Here is a 26,156-nt window from a genome sequence, read left to right on the forward strand (position 1 = left end):
CGTTGCCAGTGGTAGTAGCTTTGCTCCCGGATGCCGTTTTCGTCCATCCATCGTTTCGCTGATTGTCCAGCTGGTCTCTGCCCACAAGCCTGGATGATCTTTCGCCAGTACTCTGCACGAACTTCGCGGGTACACTGATCCATAGTCTTTAGTCCCTCCTTGAAAAAATCTATTGGTTTTCTCAAGTATGCACTAAAAATGGTTTTAGTGAAAGGCGAGTGGTTTGACCTTTACAGATGAAGTAAGAAGTGCACCAGAAAAAGAAACGGTATTTGAAAACGATAGTTATATTTCAGAAACATTTCAATTTCGATATAATCGAGGTGCATTAAGTGATATTTCTGATTTAGTTAATGAGGCAACATTCTGTACGGAAGATGTTTTTCATAGAATAAGCGGAGCTCAAATAACAGCAGAGTGCAATATACCATCTGTTAAAGTTATTATTGAGGATTCAGAGTTATCGTCTAAATAGTATTTTAGAAAGACCGTGAAAACTGTTACTAGTTTTTGGTCTTTCTTTTTTTATTATATTATAATATGATTTTTAGATTTAAGAGTTTCGTATTTAGTGAGCTGTAGTATGTGGAATACGAAGTCGCGTTTCCCTTAGCATCGAGCAATACACATTCAAAAGAATTATCATCATAATCTACTTCCTTCAGAGACACAGGTGAGCGATGAATCTTGCGGAGATTTTCACCCCAACTGTTTCCCGTTGGAAGGATTCGCTGATGAGGAAGATTCAAACAAAAAGCATCGGCGGCCGGAGTCTTGGAGAGTGAAAGGATTACTGGACGCGACATAAGGTTTTCTGCTGGGAAGGAATGAAATGCATAGTCCAGGTTCTTAGGCTCCAGGGACGAGAGAGCAATATAAATTCCCGGTTCCTTTATAAGTTCATAGAGGCTTATAGATCGTAATGGCAAACCCGCGAATGACCCAGAGCAAATAAGACTCTTTGTTCTCGGCTCACCAAGACCCATCCAAGTGTCCGAGCAAAAAAGAATATAAAAAACATGAAGCAGAGTCAGATGAATTTCAAAGAAATTCGTCTGGTCCTGCTTCTTTTTTTGCCTCTGTCACCCTCACAAGCATCCCATTCCCAAGCCCACCCAATCCATTCTCTTCAATCCTGAAAAAGAGCAGGAAAATAAGAAAACGGCTTGGTTTATAAGGCTTAGATGGGATTGCTGAATGGAACAGAAGAGGCCTGGAGGCACAGAGACAGGCGCAGATGAAAAAGGATCAAAGGGACTTGAATAAAAAGCCCCCACACAGGGGCTTAACAAACCGCCTATGTGGGGGAAAACTCATTTATGGATTATAATTCAGTTTTTACGAAGATATCGTAGATTGCCCGGATCGCCGGCTCAAAATCATCATTTGTAACGCCGATGATGATGTTCAGCTCACTGGATCCCTGGTCGATCATCTTTACGTTGATCTTAGCGTGTGCGAGGGCCGCGAAGATTCTTGCGGCAGTTCCGCGCATTGCCTTCATGCCGCGGCCTACGACTGCGATCACAGCGAGGTCGGACTCTAATGTGACAACATCCGGATGAACGGAGCGCTGGATACCGGAGAGAACAGACTGCTCTTTCTCCTGGAACTCATCCTGGTGAACGAGAACGGACATGGTGTCGATTCCTGACGGCATGTGCTCGAAGGAGATGCCGTTCTTCTCGAATACCTCAAGAACCTTTCTCCCAAACCCAACCTCGGAGTTCATCATTGCCTTGTCGATGTTCATAGCGCAGAAGCCCTTCTTTCCGGCAACACCGGTGATGGTGTAGTGCGGACGCTTGCTGGTGTTCTCGACGATCATGGTACCCGGATCTTCCGGACGGTTCGTGTTGCGGATATTGATCGGGATTCCGGCTTTTCTTACCGGGAAGATCGCGTCCTCATGAAGGACACTTGCACCCATGTAGGAGAGCTCACGGAGTTCTGTGTAGGTGATGGTCTCGATCGGAGCCGGATTCTCAACAATTCTCGGATCTGCTACGAGGAAACCGGAAACATCTGTCCAGTTCTCGTAAAGGTCCGCCTGGACTGCACGTGCCACGATGGAACCTGTGATATCGGAACCACCGCGGGAGAAGGTGTGGATCGTTCCGTCCGGCTTAGCACCGTAGAAGCCAGGAATGACTGCCTGCTTTAAGGAAGCGAGATGCTCACGCATCTCCTCGTTTGTCTCCTCGGAGAGGAAATTTCCCTCAGCGTCGAAGCGGATCACATCGGCTGCGTTCACGAAGGTGAAACCGAGGTAATTTGCGGCGATGATGCCGTTCAAGTATTCTCCTCTGGAAGCCGCGTAGTCGCGTCCGGCTTTCTTTAAGAAGTTCTCCTCAATTTTCGCAAATTCGAAATCAAGGTTTAAGTTTAAATCAAGACCGTCGATGATATCGGTGTAGCGCTTCTTGATCTGGTCAAGGATGCGCTTATAGCTTTCGCCTGCGCATACAGCGTCGTAGCACTGGTATAACATGTCGGTCACTTTTGTGTCTTTGCTGTCTCTTTTTCCCGGTGCTGACGGAACAACATAGCAACGGGTCTTGTCGGCTTCGATGATTGCCTTTACTTTTTTAAACTGACGGGCACTTGCGAGGGAGCTGCCGCCAAATTTTACAACCTTCTTCATAATCTGTCTCCTGTGTGTAAGTAAATGATATATGCCGGATTCCACCTTAGTGGATTACCTTTGGTGTCGGGAAGTATTCGAAGAATACCTTGGCAACCATCTTGTCTCTGGAAATGTAGTGGTTCTGCCAGTAGCGGGCATCCAGGGAGTAGTTGCGGTTGTCGCCCATCATGAAGTAGCAGTTTTCCGGAACTTCAAAATGGTAAGTTTCATGCTGGTTCATCGGCTCTGCGATGTACGGCTCGTCGAGTGGTGTGTCAGATCCATTTAAATAGACCTGATCGTCCACGATATCGATCACGTCACCAGGCATACCGATCACGCGCTTCACATAGTAGATCGTGTGGCCGTGCTTTCCGACTTCGGAACCGCAGGCCGGGCAGGTATCCTGCTTATCGCCCTCTATGATCGCACCGCACTGTGGGCACTGCCAGCCAAAAACGAAGATTGCTACATCGCCGCGTTCCGGTTCGGAAAATTTGTAATGGAGTCTGGAGCCGATGACACGGCTTCCTGCCATGATGGTGTTTTCCATGGAACCTGTTGGGATTTCACTGTTTGCGATGACGAAAGTGGTGAGCACGAAGGCGATCACGGCGGCAGATACGAGAACCTGCACCCAGCTGATGAGCTCTGCGACCCAGCCTGTTTTTTCTTTCTTTTCTTTTTCGTTATTTTCCATATAAATGATCATAACCTCGTTTGACTAATATTTACGGGAAGGATATACTGTAAGAGTAAATACGATTGCCCGTATGCATACAATAAAGAGTTTATGATAAATTGTCAAGTTTCGCAAGGGAATTTCGAAAAAGGTAAAGAAGTTTTTTATTTCCATCAGAAAATCCGGGGAAATCTTTGCTGAAAACAAGGGATATTTTTTAAATCATGGCGGGAAGTGAGGAAAAAGCGATATGAAAATTCTTCAGAGAGCTTCGGCTGTGCTCATTGCTGCCGCCACCCTGCCTTTATATGCGGCGAGATCCGTAGACGAAATACGAATAACGAGAAGGCAGCAGCCTGAAATACGGAATTGCGATCCGGAAAATGCTTGCTGTGCAGAGAACATTTTCAGTTATAGTTTGTGCAGGAGAGAACAGCAACCATTTTCACAGATTTATGTTCCAGACTTTGTGATAATACTTGTATCACCAAAGCGAAAATGTTAAAATACTGTTAAGAAAATTGCGGGCGATTATCATCCGCTGATGGATCTGATCATTTTTTTGCGGAGCGTGCCAAGAGAAAGGCATGCGGATGCAGCAGGGGGAGTGCTGAATGGAAAAAATCTTATATGATCTGATGGATTGGGCCGGAATCGAGGAACTTGTCTATTCCGAGGCGAGCGATCCGGGGCGGCTTTTAGGGGAACATGTGATAAAGGAAGGTCTTCTGATCCAGGCTTTTCTGCCGAACGCGGAGAAGGTGTCCGTAAAGATCGGCGAAGAACAGTTCCCGATGGAGATGGCGGACGAGAACGGTTTCTTTGCGGTGCTTTTAGAAGACCGAAAAGAACTGGTTCCGTATCATTTCTGTATCACCTACACGGACGGGGACAACGAGGAGATCATCGACCCTTACAGCTACCAGTTCCACACCGCCTTTACCGAGGAAGAGGTGCGGAAATTCAGTGCGGGGATCTATTATAATTCCTATGAGAAATTCGGGGCACATCCGGCGGTGGAAGCCGGGATCGAGGGCGTTCACTTTGCGGTGTGGGCGCCGGATGCGATGCGCGTCAGCGTTGTGGGTGATTTCAACTTCTGGGACGGAAGACGCCACCAGATGAAAAAGCGAGGTCCGTCGGGGATCTACGAGATCTTTATCCCGAACCTGAAGCCCGGCGCGATCTACAAATATGAGATCAAGACAAAAGCGGGACTTCCGATGCTGAAGGCGGATCCGTACGGAAACTATGCGGAGCTCCGCCCGAATACGGCATCTGTTGTCTGGGATATGTCCGGTTACAAATGGAACGATGATGAGTGGATCAAAGAGCGGGCAGCGGCGAAAGACCGCCTGAAGGATTCCCCGATGTCCATCTATGAGGTCCATCTTGGTTCCTGGATGCAGAAAACGGTAGCACAGAATGAGAACGGTGAGGACATCAACGGCAGCCAGTTCTACAACTACCGGGAGATCGCGGAGAAGCTGGCAGCCTATGTGAAAGAGATGGGATACACCCATGTGGAGCTGCTTCCTGTGATGGAACATCCGTTGGATGAATCCTGGGGTTACCAGGTTACAGGCTACTACGCGCCGACGAGCCGTTTCGGAACACCAGATGATTTCAAGGCGTTTATGGACCATATGCACAAAGAAGGGATCGGTGTGATCCTGGACTGGGTTCCGGCCCATTTTCCGCGGGATGCCCATGGCCTTGCAGCCTTTGACGGGACATGTCTCTACGAGCACCAGGATCCGCGCCAGGGATCCCATCCCCACTGGGGAACGCTGATCTACAATTACGGACGTCCACAGGTATCAAACTTCCTGATCTCCAATGCCTTATACTGGGCGAAGGAGTTCCATGCAGACGGAATTCGGATGGACGCAGTGGCATCTATGCTGTATCTGGACTATGGAAAGAACGCCGGGGAGTGGGTCGCAAACATTTATGGCGGAAATGAGAATCTGGAGGCGGTGGAATTCTTAAAGCATTTAAATTCCATCTACGCGAGGGACACGAAAGGTTCTGTCCTGATCGCTGAAGAGTCCACGGCCTGGCCGAAGGTCTCCGGTGATGAGAACGATGGCGGACTTGGATTCGACTTCAAGTGGAACATGGGCTGGATGAACGATTTCCTGGATTACATGCAGTGCGATCCATATTTCCGCCATGACCACTACGGGGAGCTGACCTTCAGCATGCTCTATGCCTACAGCGAGAAGTTCGTCCTGGTATTTTCTCACGACGAGGTGGTCCACGGAAAAGGTTCCCTGGCAGGAAAGATGCCGGGGGACACCCAGGAGAAGAAGTTCGCGAACCTCCGCACTGCCTACGGCTTTATGATGGGTCATCCGGGAAAGAAACTTTTGTTTATGGGACAGGATTTCGGCCAGATGGATGAGTGGAACGAGAAGGCGAGCCTGGAGTGGGGACTCTTGAAATATGATATCCACAGCCAGATGAAGGATTATGTGAAAGCACTGAACCACTTATACCGCATACAGCCGGCGCTTTACAAGATGGATTACGAGCCGGAAGGCTTCGAGTGGATCAACTGCACATACAACGACGAGAATATCGTGATCTTCGAGAGAAAGACGGACAAGCCGGAAGAAACGCTTCTCTTTGTCTGCAACTTTGCCCCGGTGGAACACGAGAAATTCCGCCTCGGCGTTCCGTTTGCCGGAAAGTATAAGGAGATCTTAAACAGTGATGCAAAGCAGTTCGGCGGCAGCGGCATGGTAAACCCGAGAGTCAAGATGTCGAAGAAAGAGGAGTGGGATACGAGAAAAAACTCCATTGCCATCAATCTTGCCCCGATGTCTGTGGCGGTATTCTCCTGTACCCCGTATGAAGAAGAGGCAGAGCCGGAAAAAAAGAAAACGGCGGAGAAGAGAAAGCGCCCGGCACGGCAGCCATCGGTAAAGCTGCCGGCGAGCCCGCTGGATGTGATCTCCGAGAAGGTTGGGCAGATCATAAAGACGGCGAGGGAGAGCCGGCACTGAAATTTGTGCCTGGCTGATTTGGACAGTCAGCGCAGAAATTAAATACAGGACGGAAATATCCGGGAAGCAACAGGTGAAATGACATGAAAGAACATACATTGGATATTCTCACCGCGGCGCTCATCAAATACGGAACCAGAGTCTTCTGGGCGGCGGTCATCGTATTTGTGGGACTGCGGATCATCAGGATCGCCCGCAGGGCAGCCGGTCAGATTATGGACCGCGCCGGGGTGGAGATCACGTTAAAAAAGTTTCTGGACATGCTGCTTCATGCAGTTCTCTTCGGCGTTATGGTATTCATGGCGGCGGATCAGCTGGGAATCAAGACGACCTCCTTCGTGGCGGTCATCGGTACCGTCACTCTGGCCTTCAGCCTTGCGATGCAGAATACGCTCTCGAACTTCGCGGGCGGAACCCTGATCCTGCTTCTGAAACCCTTTAAGGTGGGCGATTATATCAGCACGAGCTCCGGGGAAGGAACCGTTGAGTCCATCGGCCTTGTATACACGACGCTCCTAACAACGGATAACCGGGTCATCACGATCCCGAACAGCTCCGTGTCCAGCGCGCCGCTCACAAACCTCACAAGGACCGGAAAACGCCGCCTGATCATTAATGTGGGAATCGGATATTCTTCTGATCTTTTAAAGGCGAAGAATGTCCTGAAAAAGATCTTCGAGGAGAACCCGGGGATCATGAAGGATCAGCCAGTTCAGGTCGTCGTGGATGCGCTTGGAGACAGCAGTGTCGTTTTAAGCGCCAGAGGCTGGACAACCTGTGAGGATTACTGGACAGCCAAGTGGTCCATCACAGAGGCGATCAAGCTCACGTTTGACAAAGAGGGGATCGAGATCCCGTACCAGTATATGAATGTGATGATGACAAAGGAATCATAGTGCGGACCGGGCATAGCTTCGGGATAACGCGGCTCATAAAGAAAAGAGAGTCCGGACAGAGGAAAGACTGCCGGGCTCTTTTTTTCGTATATTGCTACAAAAAATACTTGATTTTTTGTGAAAATCTGATAGAATCAATTTTAAATTGTTTCTGCGTTGCGGACAAATGTTTGCGGAAAAGAGACTGGGCTTTTTGCACAAAAAATGCTGACAGGTCGCACGATTCCGGAAAGAGTGAAACATGCAGAGGCTAAAAGCAAAAAAAGGAGGATTGAATATGAAAGAACATATGGCAGACTGGCGTATCCATGCACTTGCTTTCGTACTCACCGTAATTGCCGAATTTATCGGCACCAAAAAATTCAGTTTCGGGCCTTTGTCCTTCTCACTGTTTCCGATGCTGTATGTACTGATCCTTGGAGCAATCCTTGGAATCGCGAAAATGATTCCACAGAAGATGATGACAGAAGCATCACCGTATATTGGAATCAGCGTTATGATGCTGACAGCAAAGATCGCATCCACGATCGGACCGAACCTCGGCGCGGTTGTCAAAGCCGGACCGGCGCTGATCCTTCAGGAATTCGGAAATCTGGGAACTGCGGTTTTAGCGCTCCCGATCGCCGTATTTGTATTCCATATGGGACGCGCGGCAATCGGAACCTCCTTCTCTATTTCAAGAGAGAGCTCCCTTGCGGTCGTTGCCGATAAATACGGTCTTGATTCAGATGAAGGAATCGGTGTTATGGGTGGATATATCACAGGTACTGTATTCGGAACCATGTTCAACGGTATCTTTGTTTCCCTGCTCTGCTCCTTAAATATCTTCCATCCGTACGCGCTCGGAATGGCGTGCGGAACAGGTTCCGCATCCATGCTTTCTGCCAGCCTTGCGGCAGTCGTTGAGGCATATCCGGATATGGAAGCGGAGATCACTGCTTATGCGGCGACCTCAAACATGCTGAGCAGTGTGGATGGTCTTTATATGAGTCTTTTTATTGCACTTCCGATGTGCGAATTCATGTATAAGCTGTTCACGAAGAACAACAGGCATTATAAAGACGGACTCCCGATCGGCGCTAAGGTAAAAGTTAAAGCAGCCGGGGAAGAATAGGAGGGATCCATATGGACGCAGCAGTATGGTTTAAAAGAATCAAATGTCTTGTCCTTGTATGCATCTTCGCATCCATCGGCAATTTTATCAGTACATCAAAGGCCGGAAACCCGGTAACCCCGCTTGAGGCAGTGCCCGGGCTCGTGCTTCTTCTTTTATGCACGCTGGTGGGCTGTATCATTTATGAGCTGATCAATAAGGTTTCACCGAAGAATCTTCCGGCAATCGCCTATATCTCATTTATTGCGATCCTGATCACGATCCCGGGTGTCAGCCCGATCGCGGATTACGCGATCGAACAGATCGGAAAGATCGGACTTCTTCCGCTCTGCACTCCGATCCTTGCATATGCCGGAATCTCCATCGGAAAAGATGTGGATACATTTAAGAAACAGGGATTTGCGATCGTAGTCGTAGCGATCTTCACGTTCGCGGGAACATTCCTCGGTTCTACGATCATTGCCCAGCTCATCTTAAAAATGACAGGCGTGATCTGATGATCAGATATGAAAAATGGGAATAGGTTGTAAAAACAGCGCACTCATGTTATCATTATAACACTGGTGCCGCCGCATGAAACAGAGCCGCGGACGTCCAATTATAACGATAATGGAGTGAAGTTTCCATGTACCATGATCTTACAAAAGGGAGCATCTCACGCTCCCTTCTTTTATTTGCCCTGCCGATGATGGCAGGAAATCTTTTACAGCAGTTTTACAACATCGCGGACACCCTGATCGTCGGCCGTGTCCTTGGAAAAAATGCTCTGGCGGCGGTGGGATCTTCCTACACGCTGATGACATTCCTGACCTCGATCTTTCTGGGGCTCAGCATGGGCTCCGGCGCACTGTTTTCCATTTACAGGGGAAAAGGAGATGAGAGGGCACTGAAGTCCTCCATCGCCCACGCCTGCGGCCTGATCCTCGCTGTAACGCTTGTTTTGAACGCAGTTGTCTATATTTTCATTGATCCGATCTTAAGCTTCTTACGGGTCCCTGAGGAGGTCTGGGGCGGTATGAGGGAGTATCTGCTGATCATTTTCGCAGGTCTGCTCGCCACGTCCCTCTATAATTTCTTCTCCTGCCTGTTAAGGGCACTGGGAAACTCAACGGTTCCGCTGGTGTTTCTTGCGGTATCCGCGATCTTAAACATCGCGTGGGATCTTTTATTTGTGGCGGTCTTCCATTGGGGAATCGCCGGTGCGGCCTATGCGACGATCTTTGCCCAGTATGTATCCGGGATCGGTATCCTGCTCTATGTTCTTTTCCGATGCAGAAGCCTTCTTCCGGAGAGAAAGGATCTTCGCTTTGACGGAGGAATCTTAAAGGAGATCGCAGGACTTTCCTCCCTGACCTGCCTGCAGCAGTCGGTTATGAACTTCGGAATCCTCATGGTACAGGGGCTTGTAAACAGCTTTGGCGCCACTACGATGGCGGCCTTCGCGGCGGCAGTAAAGATCGACACCTTCGCGTATCTGCCGGTTCAGGACTTTGGAAATGCCTATTCGACCTTCGTTGCCCAGAACTACGGCGCGGGAAATAAAGAACGGATCCGCCGCGGCACAAAGGAATCCTTTGCCATCAGCACGGCGTTCAGCCTTGTGATCTCAGCGCTGGTCTTTGCCTTCGCGGCACCGCTCATGCAGATCTTCGTGAGCTCTGCAGAGACGGCGGTCATTACCTCCGGCGTCCGTTATCTCAGGATCGAGGGCGCGTTCTATTTTGGAATCGGCTGCCTGTTCCTGCTTTACGGATATTACAGGGCGATCAAGAGGGCGGAGATGTCTGTGGTGCTTACAGTGATCTCCCTCGGAATCCGTGTGTTACTTGCCTACGTGCTCTCTGCCACATTCCTCGGTGAGACAGGAATCTGGATGGCGATCCCGATCGGCTGGATACTGGCAGATCTCACAGGACTTTTATACATGAGGAAGACCTGGTAAAAAGAAAAGGTAACTATTCAGTACCTTCATAGTTACGTGCAAAAATCCATTCCAGATCAGCTTCGCTGATGGGATTTTTGCCTTCCAGCCTATGTTTTCTTACGGTCAGCGCAGCAAGTGCGCAGACCTACTGAACAGTTACAAGAAAAGTTACAAAGAAAGAACTTTTGCAAAATAAGAATAAAAAAATGTTGAATCTAAAAAATACGCTGTACAGGAGAATGAACCCCATGTACAGCGTATTTTGTTGCCGCGTGCCCAGATCTGGCGTTTGATCTGCGCTATCCTGCGGTCAGCGCAGCAGACATATTTAGACTAACTTACTCAACAGCTTCTCTTTCCTCTCGATCATCTCATCGATCCTCTCGATATAGGAAGCTACATCCTTCACATTCTCCGCGCGTTCCAGACGGTTTTCCGCCGGGAACGTGACTTTCGTGGTGGTTCCGGCACCGCAGGCCACGATGGTCTGCTTTTCTTCCATAATGAGGATATTGTAAATACATGCTTTTCCGGGTGCCGCATAGCCGACATTCTCGAAATTTCCGGCCATATTTTTCTGACGGTACAGGTAATACGGCTCAAGACCCATCTCGCGGGCGTACTTCGCGGTGAGATCGATCATCTCCTGAGTGTTCTGAATCTTTAAGTTCGCGTAGCGCTCCTTGAAGATATTGAGTCTCGCCGCACGCTTGATGGCGAGAGAGTGGACCGTCACGCTGTCCGGGGCAAGCTCTCTGACCTGCTCCATGGTGCTGCGGACGTCATCGATATCTTCCTCCGGAAGTCCGATGATGAGGTCCATATTGATATTGTCAAAGCCAAGATCTCTTGCCATGCGGAATTTTTCTTTCACCATATCCACGGTGTGGTGGCGTCCGATCAGATCCAGAGTTGCCTGCTTCATCGTCTGCGGATTGATGGAGATCCTGGAGATATTGTGGGCACGGAGAACTTTGAACTTGTCTTCGGTGATGCTGTCCGGACGTCCGGCTTCCACAGTGAATTCCTGCACCTTTGAGAGGTCAAAGGTATTCTCGATCTTTGTGAGCAGAGCGTCCAGCTCCTCTGCCTTTAAGGACGTCGGAGTTCCGCCGCCAAAGTAAACCGTGTCGAGAGTACGTCCCTTCATCTTTTCTGCCACATAGTCTAATTCTTTAAACAGCGCTTCAAGATAGAGATGAACCTTCTTTTCCCACGCGCCGATCGGGTAGGAGGTGAAGGAACAGTAGAGGCAGGTGGTCGGACAGAACGGAATTCCCACATAGAGGCTGTATCCCGTCGCATAGTCGATATGGCTCAAGAGCTCCCGCTCACGCTTCGCGACCTCCACACTTAAGTCGATCTTCTCTTTGCTTGTCAGGTACATGTCCCGCATGAAGGAACGGATGCTTTCCTCATCCTCACCCTGATCAAGTCTTGTCATGGCGATCTTTGTCGGGCGGATACCGGTCAGGGTCCCCCAGGGGAGTTCTTTTCCCGTCCGCTTTTTTAACATGCCGTAAAGCTCTTTCTTGATTGTTGTCTTTGCGTTTAACCGCACATCGTAGTCGATCGGAAATACGGTCTCATCTGAGACAGTGCCTGTCGGATCCGTGATCTTCAAGCCAAATTTCGTCTCATCCGCATTTTGTGAGCAGGCTCCCTCCACGTAAAAATCCACATCGTCCTGTTTCTCATGGACAAAAGTCTCACCCGGATAAAACGCCATCAAAAGCTCCCGGATATCCTGCTCATAAGCAGTATCATTCAATAAAATTCCAATCATCTCATTGCCCCCGAAAGAGGATTATACTTCTTTTCAAAACCGATGGTAGTCGTGTCCATATGACCCGGATAGACCATGGTGTCATCCGGCAGTGTGGAGAGCAGGCGTCTTACAGACTCCGCGATCTGGCGTCCGCTTCCCGTCGGGAAATCCGTGCGGCCGTAGGAGCCTGCAAACAGGGTATCACCGGAGAAGAGAACCTCTTCTTTTTCAATATAGTAACAGCAGGAACCGATGGTGTGTCCCGGTGTTTCAAATACTTTCCATGTAAATCCGGCGATGGAAAGCTCGTCGCCTTCCTTCACGGTGACATCCGGTGTGATCGTATACGGCTCTCTGAAATAGCCTGCCACGAGACTCTTTTGGCCATCCGTCAGGACATCGATCTCCTTTTCGCATGCGTAGATCGGTACATTCCAGGTCTCCTTCAGTTCCTTTGCCGCCATGATATGGTCGAAGTGACCGTGGGTCAGAAGGATCGCTTCCGGCTTTAACCCCAGGGATACCGCCATATTGGCGATCTGACCGGCGCCATCGCCCGGATCGATAACGGCAGCTCGTTTTGTCTCATGATCATAGACCAGATAGCAGTTGGTTCCAACCATGCCGACTACCAGAGTCTTGATGCGGATCTCGCTCATAGTTTACTTTCCTCCATTTTCAACAGCATAAAGAGAAGTGCTTCGCCTTTATGCCGTTACAATTTTCTGCTGTGGTTTTCAAACATTCGTGTATAAAAAGGCCTGCCGTCCGTAGTACCTCCGGCAGACCTTTATCACCGCACTCACGGCGCACTTTCACACACCTGAATGCAGAGTTATCTAAATTTTTATCAGCCCGTGGTTCTCTCAATATCCAGCACGCCGTCGATCTGGCGCAGCTTTGCCATCAGGTTGTTTAATTCTTCGATTCCATGGATATCGAAGCTCATGGTGATCGTCGCCTTGCCCTGCTTATTCACGCGGGAGTTCATCGTTTTGATGTCGATCTCGCGCTCTGTAAAGATCTTGGAGATATCCACGAACATTCCGATCCGGTTGTTCGCGAAGATCGAGATCTCTGTGGAGTAGGTTGCGGCACTGTTGTCCTCCTCAACGCCCTGCCACTCTGCGTCGATCAGGCGGCTTCTCTCAATCTCCGGGAGATTTAAGACGTTGATACAGTCCGTTCTGTGGATCGTAATTCCGCGGCCTCTCGTCACGAAACCAACGATCTCGTCGCCCGGAACCGGGCTGCAGCACTTGGAGAAACGGACCGCAAGGTCATGGATTCCTTTTACGGTAATGCCGCTCTTTGATTTGCTGCCCTTGATCGGAACCACAGCAGGTTTGTTGTTGTCACCGATGGCATCAAGGATCGTCGCATCGGTCACTTCGCGTTTCAGCTTCTTTGTGCGCTCCTCGATCATCTTGTTGATGACCTGCCCCTCTTTTAATCCGCCGTGTCCGACGGATGCAAGAACGGAATCCCAGTCCTGAAAGGCGTAGCGCTTTAATACTTTATCCACAAACTCCGGCTTATTGATATCGGAGAAGTTGATCCCCTTTGCCTTACAGTAGCGGTCGATCATTTCGCGGCCTTTTAAGATATTGTCAGCCTTCCGCTCCTGCTTGAACCAGGCGTTGATCTTGTTTCTCGCCTGGCTGCTCTTGATGATATTTAACCAGTCACGGCTTGGTCCCTTGGAATTCTGGGATGTCATGATCTCGATCCGGTCACCGTTCTGGATCACATAGTCAATATTTACGAGCTTTCCGTTGACTCTCGCGCCCACCATCTTGTTTCCGACAGCCGTGTGGATCGAGTAAGCAAAGTCGATCGGTGTGGAGCCGCTTGGCAGTGCCTTTACGTCTCCGGTCGGTGTAAAACAGTACACGCTGTCGGAGAACATATCGAGGTCGCTCTTGATGGCATTTAAGAATTCCTTGTTGTCGGACATATCCTGCTGCCACTCAAGGATCTGGCGCAGCCAGCTTAACTTCTTCGCCTCATCACCGGCAGCAACCTGTCCGCTGCCGCTCTCTTTATATTTCCAGTGGGCGGCGATACCATATTCCGCTGTACGGTGCATCTCGAAGGTACGGATCTGGATCTCAAAGGGCTGGCCGTTTGTGCCGATCAGTGTCGTATGTAAGGACTGATACATATTCGGCTTCGGCATCGCGATATAATCTTTAAAACGGCCGGGGATCGGTTTGTACATCTCGTGGATCACACCCAGAGCCGCGTAACAGTCTTTTACGGAGTCCACGATGATGCGGACCGCGAAGATATCGTAGATCTGGTCCAGCGTCTTGTGCTGGTTTAACATCTTTTTATAAATACTGAAGAAGTGCTTGACGCGTCCGTTGACCTCGCACCTGATCTCAGCATGTTCCATGTGGGTCTTGATCTCGGCGATAATGTCATCGATGAATTTCTGGCGCGCTTCGCTTGTCAGGGCAATCTTTTCTTCCAGTTCTTTGTATACATTTGGCTCGAGATACCGTAACGCAAGGTCATCCAGTTCGATCTTGATCTTGGAAATACCGAGTCTGTCAGCAAGAGGGGAGTAGATCTCGATGGTCTCTCTCGCCTTCTCCTTCTGCTTTTCCGGGCGCATGTACTGAAGCGTCCGCATATTGTGGAGACGGTCCGCAAGCTTGATGATGATGACACGGATATCTTTTGCCATTGCGAGGAACATTTTTCTTAAATTCTCCGCCTGCATTTCCACCTTATCCGCCGACCAGGATAACTGGGTCAGCTTTGTAACGCCGTCGACTAAGAGGGCGACCTCTTTTCCGAACAACTCGGCGAGCTGTTCCTCTGTATACACGGTATCTTCCACCACGTCATGGAGAAGTCCGGCTGCAATCGTCTCTTTATCCATCTCGAGATCCGCGAGGATGATCGCCACACAGAGCGGATGGATAATATACGGTTCCCCGGATTTTCGCTTCTGGTCTTTATGGGCATTATCCGCAAGCTGATATGCCTTCTCGATCATGCTCAGATCATCGGACGGATGGTACTTTCTGATGCTGGCAACAAGATCCCGGTAAAGAACATCAGGACTTGTGAAATCAGCAGGCGCTTCCAGATCGCCTTCGATCGTTTTCAGTTTGTTTTCTTCCATAATATCTCCCACCTTCACTTTTAGCGTACCATCCGGTCATGCCTGCCACAGAAATCCATCGTTTTCACGGCATTTTCGACAAAAGCAGACACTCCTGAAATATACCAACCATTATAAAATTTTTTGGCATAAATTGCAATCGTTTTGTTGCGGTTGTTTTAGGACGCTGCGTTACTGTACACGGGTAGGAATTTTCTGAACTGAAAATTCCGTACGATACACTTCTGGTAGCAGATTTTGCCGATTTGGAATGCGAAGCATCGGCAAAATCACGTTACTGTACACGCATGCGTGTACAGTAACGACGCTGCTTTCCGGAAGGATTCCCTGATCCGGGGAATCCTATACCGGATCCTTTCTGCCTCGAAAGAAAAAATTGATTATGGCAGGCATATCTATTTTTTATAGTATTATCATGTTAAAGTGGTTGGGTTTCAAAGAGGAATATATTATAATGAAAATATTAAAATTTTATAAACAAATTGGAAAGGAGTACTCCATTATGGATACAATGAGTCTCACAGCAAAGTATGAAGATGAAATGATTGCCATTCGCAGGCATATTCATAGACATCCGGAACTCAGCAACAAGGAATATAAGACAACGGAGTTCATCCGCGAAAAACTGACGGAATACGGTGTGGAGATCGCTGAGATCGGGATGAAGACCGGCGTTGTTGCCGTTATCCGCGGCGGAAAACCGGGAAAAACCGTTGCGATCCGCGAGGACATCGACGCACTTCCGATGAAGGAACTCACAGGACTTCCGTTCGCCTCCGAGAATGATGGTGCCTGCCATTCCTGCGGACATGATATCCACACAACCGTGCTTCTCTACTGCGCGAAGGTATTATCAGAGATCCGTGAGGAGCTTGCCGGAACGGTCATGCTGATTTTCCAGCCGGCAGAAGAGCATATGGGAGCCGGAGAGCTTGTCGACTGCAATTTCACGCAGGTTGCGAAACCGGACGCATTTATCGGTCTCCACGTATCACCGGAGATCGATGCCGGAAGCATCGGATTAAAAAAGGGACCGGCAAACGCGTCCAATGATTTCTTTAATATCAAGATCAAAGGAAAGGGCGGACATGGCGCTCATCCGGAAAACTGCATCGATCCGGTCGTAATCTCCGGTTATGTGATCACACAGCTTCAGACCGTGATCTCCCGTGAAAACTATCCGGTATATCCGGGAGTCCTTACCATCGGCAGCATCCACGGCGGAACAGTAAACAATATCATCCCGGATTATGTGGAGATGCATGGAACACTGAGAAGCCTTGATCCGGACTGCCGCAAAAAAATGATGGCTGCCATCGACCGCGTCGTAAAAGGCTGCGCCGAGTCCATGAGAGGAACTGCGGAGGTTGAATGGGAAATCGGAGTTCCGCCGCTCGTAAATGACGATTCCATCATCGAGGCAGTTGCTGAGGCCGCTGCAAAGACCGTCGGTGCTGACCATGTTTCCTACGTGAAGAATCCGTCAATGGGTTCCGAGGACTTTTCTGTTCTCTTCCCGAAGTTCGGACCGGGCGCACAGTTCCGCTTAGGATCCGGAAATAACGAGGATCCGAATTCCAGACACGGTCTTCATAACTCTAAAAACGTATTTGATGAGAAGTGCATCCGCACAGGCGCATCCGTCATCATCCAGTACGCGAGAGATTTCTTAAGATAAAGGAGAATACTTATGGAAAACAACAAGAAAAAGCTGCAGATTCCAAGTACATGTGCACTGTTATTCATGCTCATGATCGTCTGCGCCATCCTGACCTGGATCGTTCCGGCAGGTGAATTCGATACAGAGAAAGTGGACAACTTAAACAAGGTTATCGCAGGTACCTATCACACCGTAGAAGCTTCCCCGGTCGGTCCGTGGGCAACTATCATGGCAGTCGTACAGGGATTCTACAAAGCCGCAAAGTTAATGGTCATGGTCATGTTTGTCGGCGGTGCCGTTGAGATCCTTGAAAAGACAGGAGCGATCCACGCTGCGTTCGGAAAACTTGCTTCCAAGCAGAACTTAAATGTAAACGTACTTGTATTCTTAGTAATGGCATTCATGTCCATCGGCGGCGCAGCAGGCGTTTTCGCAAACGCGGTCGTTGCCCTGATCCCGATCGGAATCATCCTTGCAACAAACTTAGGGTATGATTCCTTCACAGGCTTCCTGCTTGTATATATAGGCGCTTATTCCGGATTCAACGTAGGTTGGGCGAACGCCTCCACTATCGGTACTGCACAGCCGATCGCGGAGCTCCCGATCTTCTCCGGTTTCAGTGTCCGTGTCGTATTAAACATCATCAACTTCGCGCTCTGCTATTTCTTTACGATCCGTTACATGAAAACCATCAAGGCGGATCCGAAGAAGAGCTTAAACTATGAAGTTGGCATGAGTGCATCTGACAGCATGGGCGCAGGAAAAGATGGAGCGAAGGCGATCGAAGCACATTTAACAACGAAGCACCTGATCAGCCTGATCGGTCTTGTCGTAGCGGTTGCGGCAATCCTGGTTGGCTCTGTAAAATATAAATGGAGCTATGATCAGATCGCAGCTACATTCTTTACACTTGCGGTTGTTGTTGGCCTTCTCAATGGTATGGGTATCAACGGAACAACGAAGGTATTTATCGGTGGCTGTTCCAAGATGGTAAACGCCGCGTTCATTGTCGGCTTCGCAAATGGTATTTCTGTGATCCTTGCAAGCGGAAACATCTTAAATACGATCGTTTACTGGCTGTCCATCCCGATGTCCGGAATGGGTTCCATCCTCGGAGCGAACTTCATGTTCGTTGCAAACCTGGTTATCAACCTTTTCATTCCGTCCGGTTCCGGACAGGCTGTAGCAGTTATGCCGCTTATGGTTCCGGTTGCTGATCTTGCAGGTATCACAAGACAGGTTGCTGTACAGGCATTCCAGTTCGGTGACGGCTTCTCCAACTGCCTCTTCCCGACAGCAGGTACTCTGATGGGTTCCCTCGCGATCGCAAAGACAGACTGGACAAAATACGCAAAGTGGCTCATGCCGCTCCTCGGATGCCAGGTGATCCTCTCATTCGTATCCTTAACGATCTTACAGAGCATCGGCTGGACCGGACTGTAGGAAGACGTATAATATAAGGAAAAAGGACTTCCGTTTCCTGGCGGAGGTCCTTTTTCTGTGCAGGCGGCTGATTACGCCGCTCTTTTAGATGCGGGATGGGAAAAACTCACAAAATAAGTTGACTTATCCATGTCCGAAAAATATAATACTTTTATTAAGGAAAGAAAAAACCCTTGAAAACCTAAGGCAATCAGCGTATTATGGTGAACGTAGGCGTGAAATTGCGCGATAAAGAGAGAAACAGAGGTACCTTTATGGCATTAAAGAAAAAGCCGGTCACCGGCATGAAAGATATTCTCCCGGCAGAGATGCAGATCCGGGATTATGTGCTGAACCAGATCAAAGAGACTTACCGCGGCTTCGGATTTTCCGCGATCGAGACTCCGTGCGTGGAGCACATTGAGAACCTCCTGAGCAAACAGGGCGGCGACAATGAGAAACTGATCTTCAAGATCTTAAAGCGCGGCGAGAAATTAAATATCGAGACAGCAGAGACGGAGAACGATCTGGCAGACGGCGGACTCCGCTATGATCTGACACTTCCGTTATCCAGATATTACTCCAACAACTCCGCAAACCTTCCGTCTCCGTTTAAGGCACTTCAGGTAGGCAGCGTATGGCGTGCAGACCGTCCGCAGAAGGGACGTTTCAGACAGTTCGTCCAGTGTGATATCGATATTCTCGGTGACGCAACGAATCAGGCCGAGATCGAACTGATCCTCGCGACAACGACCGCGTTAAAGAAGATCTGCCCGGACAACAGCTTTGAGGTCCGCGTCAACGACAGAAAGCTTCTCCGTGCGATGGCCGTATACAGCGGATTCCCGGAGGAAGATATCGATAAGGTATTCATCACCGTCGATAAAATGGACAAGATCGGTACGGATGGTGTAAAGGCAGAGCTTATGGAAAACGGCTACTCCGAGGAGACGGCCGATAAATACTTAGAGCTTATGGGGCAGGCAACAAACGATGCCTCAGGTGTCCGCCGTATGGGAGAGATCCTTGCGGGTGTGTTGGAGGACGGTGCAGCTGAGAATCTTGCGCAGATCATGGAGACAGTCGGCGATGTTTCTGACGGAAGCTTCAAACTTGCGTTTGACCCGACCTTAGTCCGTGGAATGGGCTACTACACCGGAACCATCTTTGAAGTATCAATGGAAGGATTCGGCGGCTCCGTAGCGGGCGGCGGAAGATATGACAAGATGATCGGAAAGTTCACAGGAATGGATACACCGGCCTGTGGTTTCTCCATCGGCTTTGAGAGAATCGTTACGATCCTTTTAGACAACGGATTTACAGTTCCGGGCGGAAATGAGAAGGAAGCGTGGCTCTTCGAAAAGGGAATGAACTCCGAGAAGCTTGCTTCTATTATGAAAGAGGCGATGACTGCCCGCAAGGAGGGAAAGATCGTCCTTGTAGCCCAGATGAACAAAAATAAGAAGTTCCAGAAGGAACAGCTTGGAAAAGAAGGCTACAGTGAGTTTAAGGAATTCTATAAGGAAGACTTAAAGCACTAAGACCGGGAAAAGGACAGCTTTATCTCAGTCGAGAAGACTCCCACCTCTTTTAAGTGGTGAGTAATCTCACGGATGTTCGACTTGAAATTACAATAACATTCAGCGGGTATGTTTTTAAATATTCCAGCTGTATCAGGAGGAAAATCATGGCAGAATCAATGGCAGGCTTAAAGCGTTCCTGCCGCTGTGCTGAAGTCACAGAGGCAAACGTAGGCCAGGAAATGACACTTATGGGATGGGTCCAGAAGAGCAGGAACAAAGGCGGTATTATCTTCACCGACCTTCGTGACCGTTCCGGAATCATCCAGATCATCTTTGAGGAGAGCGACTGCGGCGCTGAGAGCTTCGCAAAAGCTGAAAAATTAAGAAGTGAGTTTACAGTAGCGGTTGTCGGAACCATCGAAAAGCGTTCCGGCGCAGCAAACCCGAACTTAAAGACGGGTACCATCGAGATGAGAGCGAAATCCTTAAGAATCCTCTCCGAGTCCGAGGTACCGCCGTTCCCGATCGAGGAGAACAGCAAGACGAAGGAAGACCTTCGATTAAAATACCGTTATCTTGACCTCCGCCGTCCGGATCTCCAGAGAAACATCATGATAAGAAGCCGTGTGGCTACGATGGTCCGCCAGTTCTTAGCGGACGAAGGTTTCCTCGAGATCGAGACCCCGACCCTTATCAAGAGTACACCGGAAGGCGCAAGAGACTACCTTGTACCGAGCCGTGTGCATCCGGGCGAGTTCTATGCTCTTCCGCAGTCTCCGCAGTTATTAAAACAGCTGCTGATGTGTTCCGGTATGGACCGCTACTTCCAGCTCGCAAGATGCTACCGTGACGAGGACCTCCGTGCGGACCGTCAGCCGGAGTTCACACAGATCGATATGGAGTTATCCTTCGTGGATGTTGAGGATGTTCTCGAGGTCAACGAGAGACTCTTAAAGAAACTTTTCAAGGAGATCTGCAACTTTGACGTCCAGACTCCGATTCTCCGTATGACATGGCGCGAGGCTATGGACCGTTTCGGTTCCGATAAGCCGGATATGCGTTTTGGCATGGAATTAAAGAACGTATCTGATGTTGTAAAAGACTGCGAGTTCGTTGTATTCAAGAGCGCTCTTGAGAACGGCGGATCTGTCCGTGGTATCAACGCAGACGGACAGGCCGGTATGCCGAGAAAGAAGATCGACGCTCTCGTTGAGTATGCAAAGGGATTCGGCGCAAAGGGACTTGCATATCTTGCGATCCATGAGGACGGTTCCTATAAGTGCTCCTTCGGAAAGTTCATGAAGCAGGAAGAACTGGATGCTCTTGTAAAAGCGATGGACGGTAAGCCGGGCGACCTTCTGTTCTTCGCGGCAGACAAAGATAAAGTCGTATTCGATGTATTAGGAAATCTCCGTCTTGAGATCGCAAGACAGTTAGACCTCTTAAAGAAAGACGATTTCAAGTTCCTCTGGGTAACAGAGTTCCCGCTCTTAGAGTACTCCGAGGAGGAGGGACGTTACGTCGCCATGCATCACCCATTCACAATGCCGATGGAGGAAGATCTCCCACTTATCGACACTGATCCGGGCGCAGTCCGCGCGAAAGCCTACGATATCGTATTAAACGGTACGGAGCTCGGCGGCGGATCTGTCCGTATCCATCAGGATGATATCCAGGAGAAGATGTTCGAAGTTCTTGGCTTCACAAAAGAGAGAGCAAGAGAGCAGTTCGGCTTCCTGCTTGACGCGTTCAAGTACGGAGTACCGCCGCACGCTGGTCTTGCATACGGCCTCGACCGTGTCGTTATGCTTATGGTAGGTGCAGACAGCATCCGTGACGTAATTGCCTTCCCGAAGGTAAAAGACGCGTCCTGTCTTATGATGGAAGCTCCGGCCCCGGTAGATCCGAAGCAGCTTGAGGATCTCGATATCGCGATCGTTGAGAAGAGGGACGAAGAATAAAGATAATAAAGAGACGCTGAATAATGGAAGCGCTGTGCAGAAAAACTGCGCGGACGCTTCCATTTGCTATATTGGAAACAAAGGGAGAGAAATATGAAAAAGGTATTGAAAATAACAGCAGTGACCACACTGCTGAGCCTGGGACTGGCATTTTCCTCATATGCCGGACAGTGGAAACAGGGAACTGGAGCAAATGCCGGTAAATGGTGGTATGACGAGGACAATGGCACCTACGCAACAAATGGATGGCGCTGGATCGATGGAGACGGGGACGGAATTGCGGAGAATTACTGCTTTGACCAGAGTGGCTGGCTGTATGTGTCTACGGAGACACCAGATAAGAAGACGGTGGATGCCAATGGTGCACGAACACAGGATGGAAAAGTTGTTACGATGAATGTAAATTCCGGGGATACGACTTATACTGTGGATGGAACAGGGACACTGGAACCTAAAACATATAACGGAATAGAATTTAGTCTGGATAATTTAGGCTATAGTAACATGGCGATTGGAAGTATTATGTATCCGAAAGCGAACTCTGTTACAGCTGAACATATTTTGGAATACAAAAGATATTATGAAACCGGAACTGACAATTATTGGTTGGGAGCTAAGCAAAAGGAGCGCGTAAATGCTTTTATTTCAGAATGGAAAAGTAAAAATATTAATAATTCAATGACGGAGGATCAAAAGGCACGAAAGATTTACGATTGGCTTGTTGACAATGTGACATATGATGCGCAAGAACCGTATAATCAGTCATCTTATGGTGCGTTTATAGATAGACGATGTGTCTGTGGAGGTTTCGCAAATGCGTTTATGTCATTAGGAAAAGCTTGTGGACTTGATGTAAAATATGTATTTGAAATTGAGCATGCATTCAATATTGTTAAATTAGATGGGAAATGGTATGCAGTGGATGCAACAAAAAAATATTATAAAAATAAGGATACGTCGTCAGCTTACTATTATAAAGATATACCAGAAGGTGATAAATCTATAGAGGAAAAGGTGCAGAAAAGGGAAAATAAGGAATCTAAACGAATAGAAGAAATAAAAACAAGTAATGAAAAAAATATGGAGAGAGCTAAGAAAAACTTTGAAAGCGGCGCGGTATTCCAAGCAGATGATGAAAAGCTGATTCCATCGCTGTTACAATACATCAATGAACAGGTGAATACAAATGTAAAATCGAGTCAGCCTATTACTGCTGTTATATATACAGGGGGAAGAAATTTTCAGGAATTCAATAAACAGAGATTTTCGTATAATGGTTTTACAGGAAAACTTGATGAAGTTATAGAACATGAAATAATCGGTAAAACGATTAATGGCTATTACATAGGAAATTAATCCAATTGTGTAATTGATTATCAGAAAAATAAGGGAACAGATGGAACATCTATATTTGTGACAACATGGAAAGACAAAGATGGAAAAGATTATATAATCTTCAGAGTAGCACTCAATCCTAGAGATAGAGTGACGGCTTCAAAAGGAGAATAATACAGTTCTCCCGCCTTCATGAAACTGCCTTTGTGAAATGTTCGTGAACTTATAGAAATCCCACTTATTATCTGCTAAAATATAGCTGATGATAAGTGGGATTTTTATGCACACATGTATGATGCCGGTAGCACCGAATCGACTGGTTAATATCTCAAGTGTGTTGGAATACGCTTCTGTTCTTATCGGAGTGCATCAGGTAAAATATATGGAGGTACAGACAATGGATGCAGTAAAAATACTTATGGTCGATGACGAGGAGAGAATGAGAAAGCTCGTTAAAGACTTTTTAACGATTAAAGGATACCGCGTTCTGGAGGCAGGAGATGGCGAGCAGGCTATTGATATCTTCTTTAAGGAAAAGGATATCAGTCTCGTGATTCTGGATGTCATGATGCCGAAAATGGACGGCTGGGAGACATGCAAGACGATCCGACGCTACTCTCAGGTTCCGATCATCATGCTGACGGCTAGAAGCGAGGAGCGGGATGAGCTTCTTGGATTCGAACTCGGCGTTGACGAGTATATCACAAAACCGTTCAGCCCGAAGATCCTTGTGGCGAGAATTGAGGCGATCCTGCGTCGTGGCAGCGGTACATCAACGGGTGAGATTCTGGAGGCAGATGGAATCCGCGTGGATAAGGATGCCCACGAGGTGACTGTGGATGGAAAGCCGGTGGATCTCAGCAACAAGGAATTTGAACTCCTTACCTATTTTATGGAAAATAAAGGAATCGCCCTCTCGAGAGAAAAGATTCTGAATAATGTCTGGAATTACGACTATTTCGGAGATGCGAGGACTATAGACACCCACGTAAAGAAGCTGAGAAGCAAACTTGGCCCGAAAGGTGACAATATTAAAACCATCTGGGGCATGGGATATAAACTCGAGGTGGATGGATGATGAAATCGATACGATCCAGACTGACGGTCACGTTTATTGGTCTGATTGCTGTGATTCTCGCAGTGATCTGGGGCGTCAATAAGTGGTATCTGGAAGATTTCTATGTAACAAAGAAGGTACAGGCGTTAAATAGTGCCTACGAGGCCATCGACTCCCAGATCGAGGAGAACAGGGACTACGGGATTTCCATGGAAGACGCCATGAGGAGAGAAAGGGATGCTGACGGAAATATCACGGAAGGAAATTTGCAGCGCCTGATCCGGAATTTCAGCGACAGCGCCAATGTTTCTGTCCTGATCATCGACAACAGCACGGAGGATGCGACGGTCTATTCAACATCCCGTGATACGAAGTTTTTAAAGGACCGCATTGACCGCTATATTTTCGGCTGGGCAAAGGCCAAGTACACGATTCTGGAGGAAAACGACCAGTATAAGATCCAGAAGACATACGATCCTCAGCGGGAGAGCATGTACTTGGAGAGCTGGGGATTTTTCTCCGATAACAGCACTGCCTTTATCATGAGCGCACCGCTGTCAAGTATTGGTGAGAGTGTTCGTCTTGCGAATCAGTTTCTGCTCTATGTGGGAATGATCGCCGTATTGATCGGTGCTCTGGTCGTATATCTGGTGGCAAAACAGATCACGATGCCGATCTATAAGTTGTCGAATCTTTCGGAGCGCATGTCAGATCTCGATTTTAATGCGAAGTATGAGTCTGGAAAACATGATATGGAAGAGATTCAGGTTCTTGGAAACAGTATGAACACATTGTCGGAGCGTCTGGAGGAAACGATCTCGGAGCTTAAGTCGGCAAATAACCAGCTCACGAAGGACATCGAAGAGAAGACAAAGATCGATGAGATGCGTAAAGACTTTATCGCAAATGTCTCTCACGAGTTAAAGACACCGATCGCCCTGATCCAGGGATACGCGGAAGGTCTTCAGGAAGGAATGGGCGAGGAGAAGGAAAGCCGCGACTATTATTGTGACGTTATTGTTGATGAGGCCAACAAGATGAACAAGATGGTTAAGCAGCTTCTGACATTGTCTTCTCTGGAAAGCGGAAACGATAAGCCGGTGATGGATCGTTTCAATTTGACGGAACTGGTTCGCGGCGTTGTGAACGCGTCGAAGATCCTGCTCGAACAGAATGAGATTCAGGTGGATTTTGATGCTCAGACGCCGGTTTATGTATGGGCGGATGAATTTAAAATCGAGCAGGTAGTCACAAACTACCTGAGCAATGCAATCCACCATATCGATGGAGAAAAAAAGATCATTATCAAAATGCTTCCGGAAAACAACATCGTCCGCATATCTGTCTTTAATACTGGAACCCCGATCCCTGAGGATGCGATTCCGAATCTCTGGACGAAGTTCTATAAGGTAGATAAGGCGAGAACCCGTGCCTACGGCGGAACCGGAATCGGTCTTTCTATTGTAAAAGCGATCATGGATGCCCACAACCAGCAGTATGGCGTGAAGAACTGGGAGAATGGTGTAGAGTTCTGGTTTACGCTTGACGGAAGTAATTCATAATATTATAGTAGAAACCCATATGGAATCTGGCAGGAGCAGCTTTTGGCTGCTCCTGCTTTTTTCTCTTGCGGGACATGATGAAACATCATATTGCGTTAATTGAATATACAATATACAATATATAGCGTTTTGAGGCTGGACTTGTAATGATATCGCAAAACATGTAAAAAGAAATGAAAAAATATGTAAAAAACAGTTGACTTTTGCCAGGGGATTTGATATTATAATACTCGCCTTGAGCGACAGGGCAAAACTTATTAAGAGCCATTAAGAAAACTTCTTAATCACTCGAAAAAAGTTTTAAAAAGTTCTTGACAAACCGGAAACGGTATGATAGAATAAACGAGTTGCTGCTGAGACCGAAAGCGACAACGAAACAAAGTTCCTTGAAAACTGAACAGTATGTAAAACCCTGAAAATTCTTATAAAAATGGTCTTTGGTTTAGACCATGAATGAGAACATTCAGAACAAAACCTAA

At 48.2% G+C, this 26,156-nt stretch carries 18 protein-coding genes; 13 read left to right on the forward strand and 5 right to left on the reverse strand.

The window, feature by feature from the left end:
* Window positions 1-223: 223 nt before the first annotated feature.
* Window positions 224-475 carry a hypothetical protein gene (locus tag ABCW45_RS16660; protein ID WP_343221210.1) on the forward strand — a complete coding sequence of 84 codons (252 nt, stop codon included), beginning with the start codon at window positions 224-226 and terminating at the stop codon, window positions 473-475.
* Between the two features lie 849 nt (window positions 476-1,324).
* Here the strand turns inward: ABCW45_RS16660 and ABCW45_RS16665 are convergent.
* Window positions 1,325-2,644, reverse strand: a complete 1,320-nt coding sequence (locus ABCW45_RS16665) for an aspartate kinase (protein ID WP_343221211.1) — start codon at window positions 2,642-2,644, stop codon at window positions 1,325-1,327.
* Between the two features lie 46 nt (window positions 2,645-2,690).
* Window positions 2,691-3,326 carry a signal peptidase I gene (gene lepB, locus ABCW45_RS16670; RefSeq protein WP_117485790.1) on the reverse strand — a complete coding sequence of 212 codons (636 nt, stop codon included), beginning with the start codon at window positions 3,324-3,326 and terminating at the stop codon, window positions 2,691-2,693.
* 596 nt (window positions 3,327-3,922) lie between these two features.
* Here lepB and glgB point away from each other — a divergent pair.
* The 5 genes from glgB (at window position 3,923) to ABCW45_RS16695 (ending at window position 10,271) form a co-directional block, all read left to right on the forward strand.
* Complete coding sequence (gene glgB / locus ABCW45_RS16675; RefSeq protein WP_343221213.1) at window positions 3,923-6,319, forward strand: 1,4-alpha-glucan branching protein GlgB; 2,397 nt, start codon at window positions 3,923-3,925, stop codon at window positions 6,317-6,319.
* An 83-nt stretch (window positions 6,320-6,402) separates the two neighbouring features.
* Window positions 6,403-7,215: a mechanosensitive ion channel family protein gene (locus ABCW45_RS16680; RefSeq protein ID WP_117485794.1), complete on the forward strand. Its 813-nt coding sequence runs from the start codon at window positions 6,403-6,405 to the stop codon at window positions 7,213-7,215.
* A 277-nt stretch (window positions 7,216-7,492) separates the two neighbouring features.
* Window positions 7,493-8,329 carry a DUF3100 domain-containing protein gene (locus tag ABCW45_RS16685; protein ID WP_117485796.1) on the forward strand — a complete coding sequence of 279 codons (837 nt, stop codon included), beginning with the start codon at window positions 7,493-7,495 and terminating at the stop codon, window positions 8,327-8,329.
* An 11-nt stretch (window positions 8,330-8,340) separates the two neighbouring features.
* A complete protein-coding gene (locus tag ABCW45_RS16690; protein WP_117553290.1) occupies window positions 8,341-8,826 on the forward strand; it encodes a DUF340 domain-containing protein in 486 nt (161 codons plus the stop codon).
* A 128-nt stretch (window positions 8,827-8,954) separates the two neighbouring features.
* A complete protein-coding gene (locus tag ABCW45_RS16695) occupies window positions 8,955-10,271 on the forward strand; it encodes an MATE family efflux transporter (RefSeq protein WP_343221214.1) in 1,317 nt (438 codons plus the stop codon).
* Window positions 10,272-10,581: 310 nt separating this feature from the next.
* On the opposite strand, the gene hemZ is transcribed toward ABCW45_RS16695, so the two are convergent.
* The 3 genes from hemZ to ABCW45_RS16710 all read right to left on the reverse strand — a co-directional run bounded on the left by hemZ (window position 10,582) and on the right by ABCW45_RS16710 (window position 15,157).
* Window positions 10,582-12,039: a coproporphyrinogen dehydrogenase HemZ gene (gene hemZ / locus ABCW45_RS16700; RefSeq protein WP_343221215.1), complete on the reverse strand. Its 1,458-nt coding sequence runs from the start codon at window positions 12,037-12,039 to the stop codon at window positions 10,582-10,584.
* Window positions 12,036-12,680 carry an MBL fold metallo-hydrolase gene (locus ABCW45_RS16705; RefSeq protein ID WP_343221216.1) on the reverse strand — a complete coding sequence of 215 codons (645 nt, stop codon included), beginning with the start codon at window positions 12,678-12,680 and terminating at the stop codon, window positions 12,036-12,038. Before ABCW45_RS16705 ends, hemZ begins: the two co-directional genes overlap by 4 nt.
* Before the next feature lie 191 nt (window positions 12,681-12,871).
* Window positions 12,872-15,157 carry a RelA/SpoT family protein gene (locus ABCW45_RS16710; RefSeq protein ID WP_343221217.1) on the reverse strand — a complete coding sequence of 762 codons (2,286 nt, stop codon included), beginning with the start codon at window positions 15,155-15,157 and terminating at the stop codon, window positions 12,872-12,874.
* A 502-nt stretch (window positions 15,158-15,659) separates the two neighbouring features.
* Here ABCW45_RS16710 and ABCW45_RS16715 point away from each other — a divergent pair.
* From ABCW45_RS16715 to ABCW45_RS16745, 7 genes are all read left to right on the forward strand, one after another.
* On the forward strand, window positions 15,660-16,835 hold the full coding sequence (locus tag ABCW45_RS16715; RefSeq protein ID WP_343221218.1) for a M20 metallopeptidase family protein: 1,176 nt from the start codon (window positions 15,660-15,662) through the stop codon (window positions 16,833-16,835).
* Window positions 16,836-16,847: 12 nt separating this feature from the next.
* Window positions 16,848-18,260, forward strand: coding sequence for a YfcC family protein (locus ABCW45_RS16720; RefSeq protein ID WP_343221219.1), 1,413 nt, complete (start codon window positions 16,848-16,850; stop codon window positions 18,258-18,260).
* Window positions 18,261-18,514: 254 nt separating this feature from the next.
* Window positions 18,515-19,780, forward strand: a complete 1,266-nt coding sequence (gene hisS, locus ABCW45_RS16725) for a histidine--tRNA ligase (protein ID WP_343221220.1) — start codon at window positions 18,515-18,517, stop codon at window positions 19,778-19,780.
* A gap of 146 nt (window positions 19,781-19,926) precedes the next feature.
* Window positions 19,927-21,723: an aspartate--tRNA ligase gene (gene aspS, locus ABCW45_RS16730; protein ID WP_118599915.1), complete on the forward strand. Its 1,797-nt coding sequence runs from the start codon at window positions 19,927-19,929 to the stop codon at window positions 21,721-21,723.
* 93 nt (window positions 21,724-21,816) lie between these two features.
* On the forward strand, window positions 21,817-23,079 hold the full coding sequence (locus tag ABCW45_RS16735) for a transglutaminase domain-containing protein (protein ID WP_343221221.1): 1,263 nt from the start codon (window positions 21,817-21,819) through the stop codon (window positions 23,077-23,079).
* Between the two features lie 376 nt (window positions 23,080-23,455).
* Window positions 23,456-24,136, forward strand: a complete 681-nt coding sequence (locus ABCW45_RS16740) for a response regulator transcription factor (RefSeq protein ID WP_021905844.1) — start codon at window positions 23,456-23,458, stop codon at window positions 24,134-24,136.
* Window positions 24,133-25,677: a HAMP domain-containing sensor histidine kinase gene (locus tag ABCW45_RS16745; protein WP_343221222.1), complete on the forward strand. Its 1,545-nt coding sequence runs from the start codon at window positions 24,133-24,135 to the stop codon at window positions 25,675-25,677. The genes ABCW45_RS16740 and ABCW45_RS16745 overlap by 4 nt, the downstream gene beginning before the upstream one ends.
* Window positions 25,678-26,156: the final 479 nt, after the last annotated feature.

The sequence above is a fragment of the Pilosibacter fragilis genome (assembly GCF_032490495.1).
Taxonomy (GTDB): domain Bacteria; phylum Bacillota; class Clostridia; order Lachnospirales; family Lachnospiraceae; genus Pilosibacter; species Pilosibacter fragilis.

What these genes read in the sequence shown, in the direction of transcription:
- ABCW45_RS16665 (WP_343221211.1), bottom strand. Translation starts at nt 2,644, where the DNA reads ATGAAGAAGGTTGTAAAATTTGGCGGCAGCTCCCTCGCAAGTGCCCGT.
- lepB (WP_117485790.1), bottom strand. Translation starts at nt 3,326, where the DNA reads ATGGAAAATAACGAAAAAGAAAAGAAAGAAAAAACAGGCTGGGTCGCA.
- glgB (WP_343221213.1), top strand. Translation starts at nt 3,923, where the DNA reads ATGGAAAAAATCTTATATGATCTGATGGATTGGGCCGGAATCGAGGAA.
- ABCW45_RS16680 (WP_117485794.1), top strand. Translation starts at nt 6,403, where the DNA reads ATGAAAGAACATACATTGGATATTCTCACCGCGGCGCTCATCAAATAC.
- ABCW45_RS16685 (WP_117485796.1), top strand. Translation starts at nt 7,493, where the DNA reads ATGAAAGAACATATGGCAGACTGGCGTATCCATGCACTTGCTTTCGTA.
- ABCW45_RS16690 (WP_117553290.1), top strand. Translation starts at nt 8,341, where the DNA reads ATGGACGCAGCAGTATGGTTTAAAAGAATCAAATGTCTTGTCCTTGTA.
- ABCW45_RS16695 (WP_343221214.1), top strand. Translation starts at nt 8,955, where the DNA reads ATGTACCATGATCTTACAAAAGGGAGCATCTCACGCTCCCTTCTTTTA.
- hemZ (WP_343221215.1), bottom strand. Translation starts at nt 12,039, where the DNA reads ATGATTGGAATTTTATTGAATGATACTGCTTATGAGCAGGATATCCGG.
- ABCW45_RS16705 (WP_343221216.1), bottom strand. Translation starts at nt 12,680, where the DNA reads ATGAGCGAGATCCGCATCAAGACTCTGGTAGTCGGCATGGTTGGAACC.
- ABCW45_RS16710 (WP_343221217.1), bottom strand. Translation starts at nt 15,157, where the DNA reads ATGGAAGAAAACAAACTGAAAACGATCGAAGGCGATCTGGAAGCGCCT.
- ABCW45_RS16715 (WP_343221218.1), top strand. Translation starts at nt 15,660, where the DNA reads ATGGATACAATGAGTCTCACAGCAAAGTATGAAGATGAAATGATTGCC.
- ABCW45_RS16720 (WP_343221219.1), top strand. Translation starts at nt 16,848, where the DNA reads ATGGAAAACAACAAGAAAAAGCTGCAGATTCCAAGTACATGTGCACTG.
- hisS (WP_343221220.1), top strand. Translation starts at nt 18,515, where the DNA reads ATGGCATTAAAGAAAAAGCCGGTCACCGGCATGAAAGATATTCTCCCG.
- aspS (WP_118599915.1), top strand. Translation starts at nt 19,927, where the DNA reads ATGGCAGAATCAATGGCAGGCTTAAAGCGTTCCTGCCGCTGTGCTGAA.
- ABCW45_RS16735 (WP_343221221.1), top strand. Translation starts at nt 21,817, where the DNA reads ATGAAAAAGGTATTGAAAATAACAGCAGTGACCACACTGCTGAGCCTG.
- ABCW45_RS16740 (WP_021905844.1), top strand. Translation starts at nt 23,456, where the DNA reads ATGGATGCAGTAAAAATACTTATGGTCGATGACGAGGAGAGAATGAGA.
- ABCW45_RS16745 (WP_343221222.1), top strand. Translation starts at nt 24,133, where the DNA reads ATGATGAAATCGATACGATCCAGACTGACGGTCACGTTTATTGGTCTG.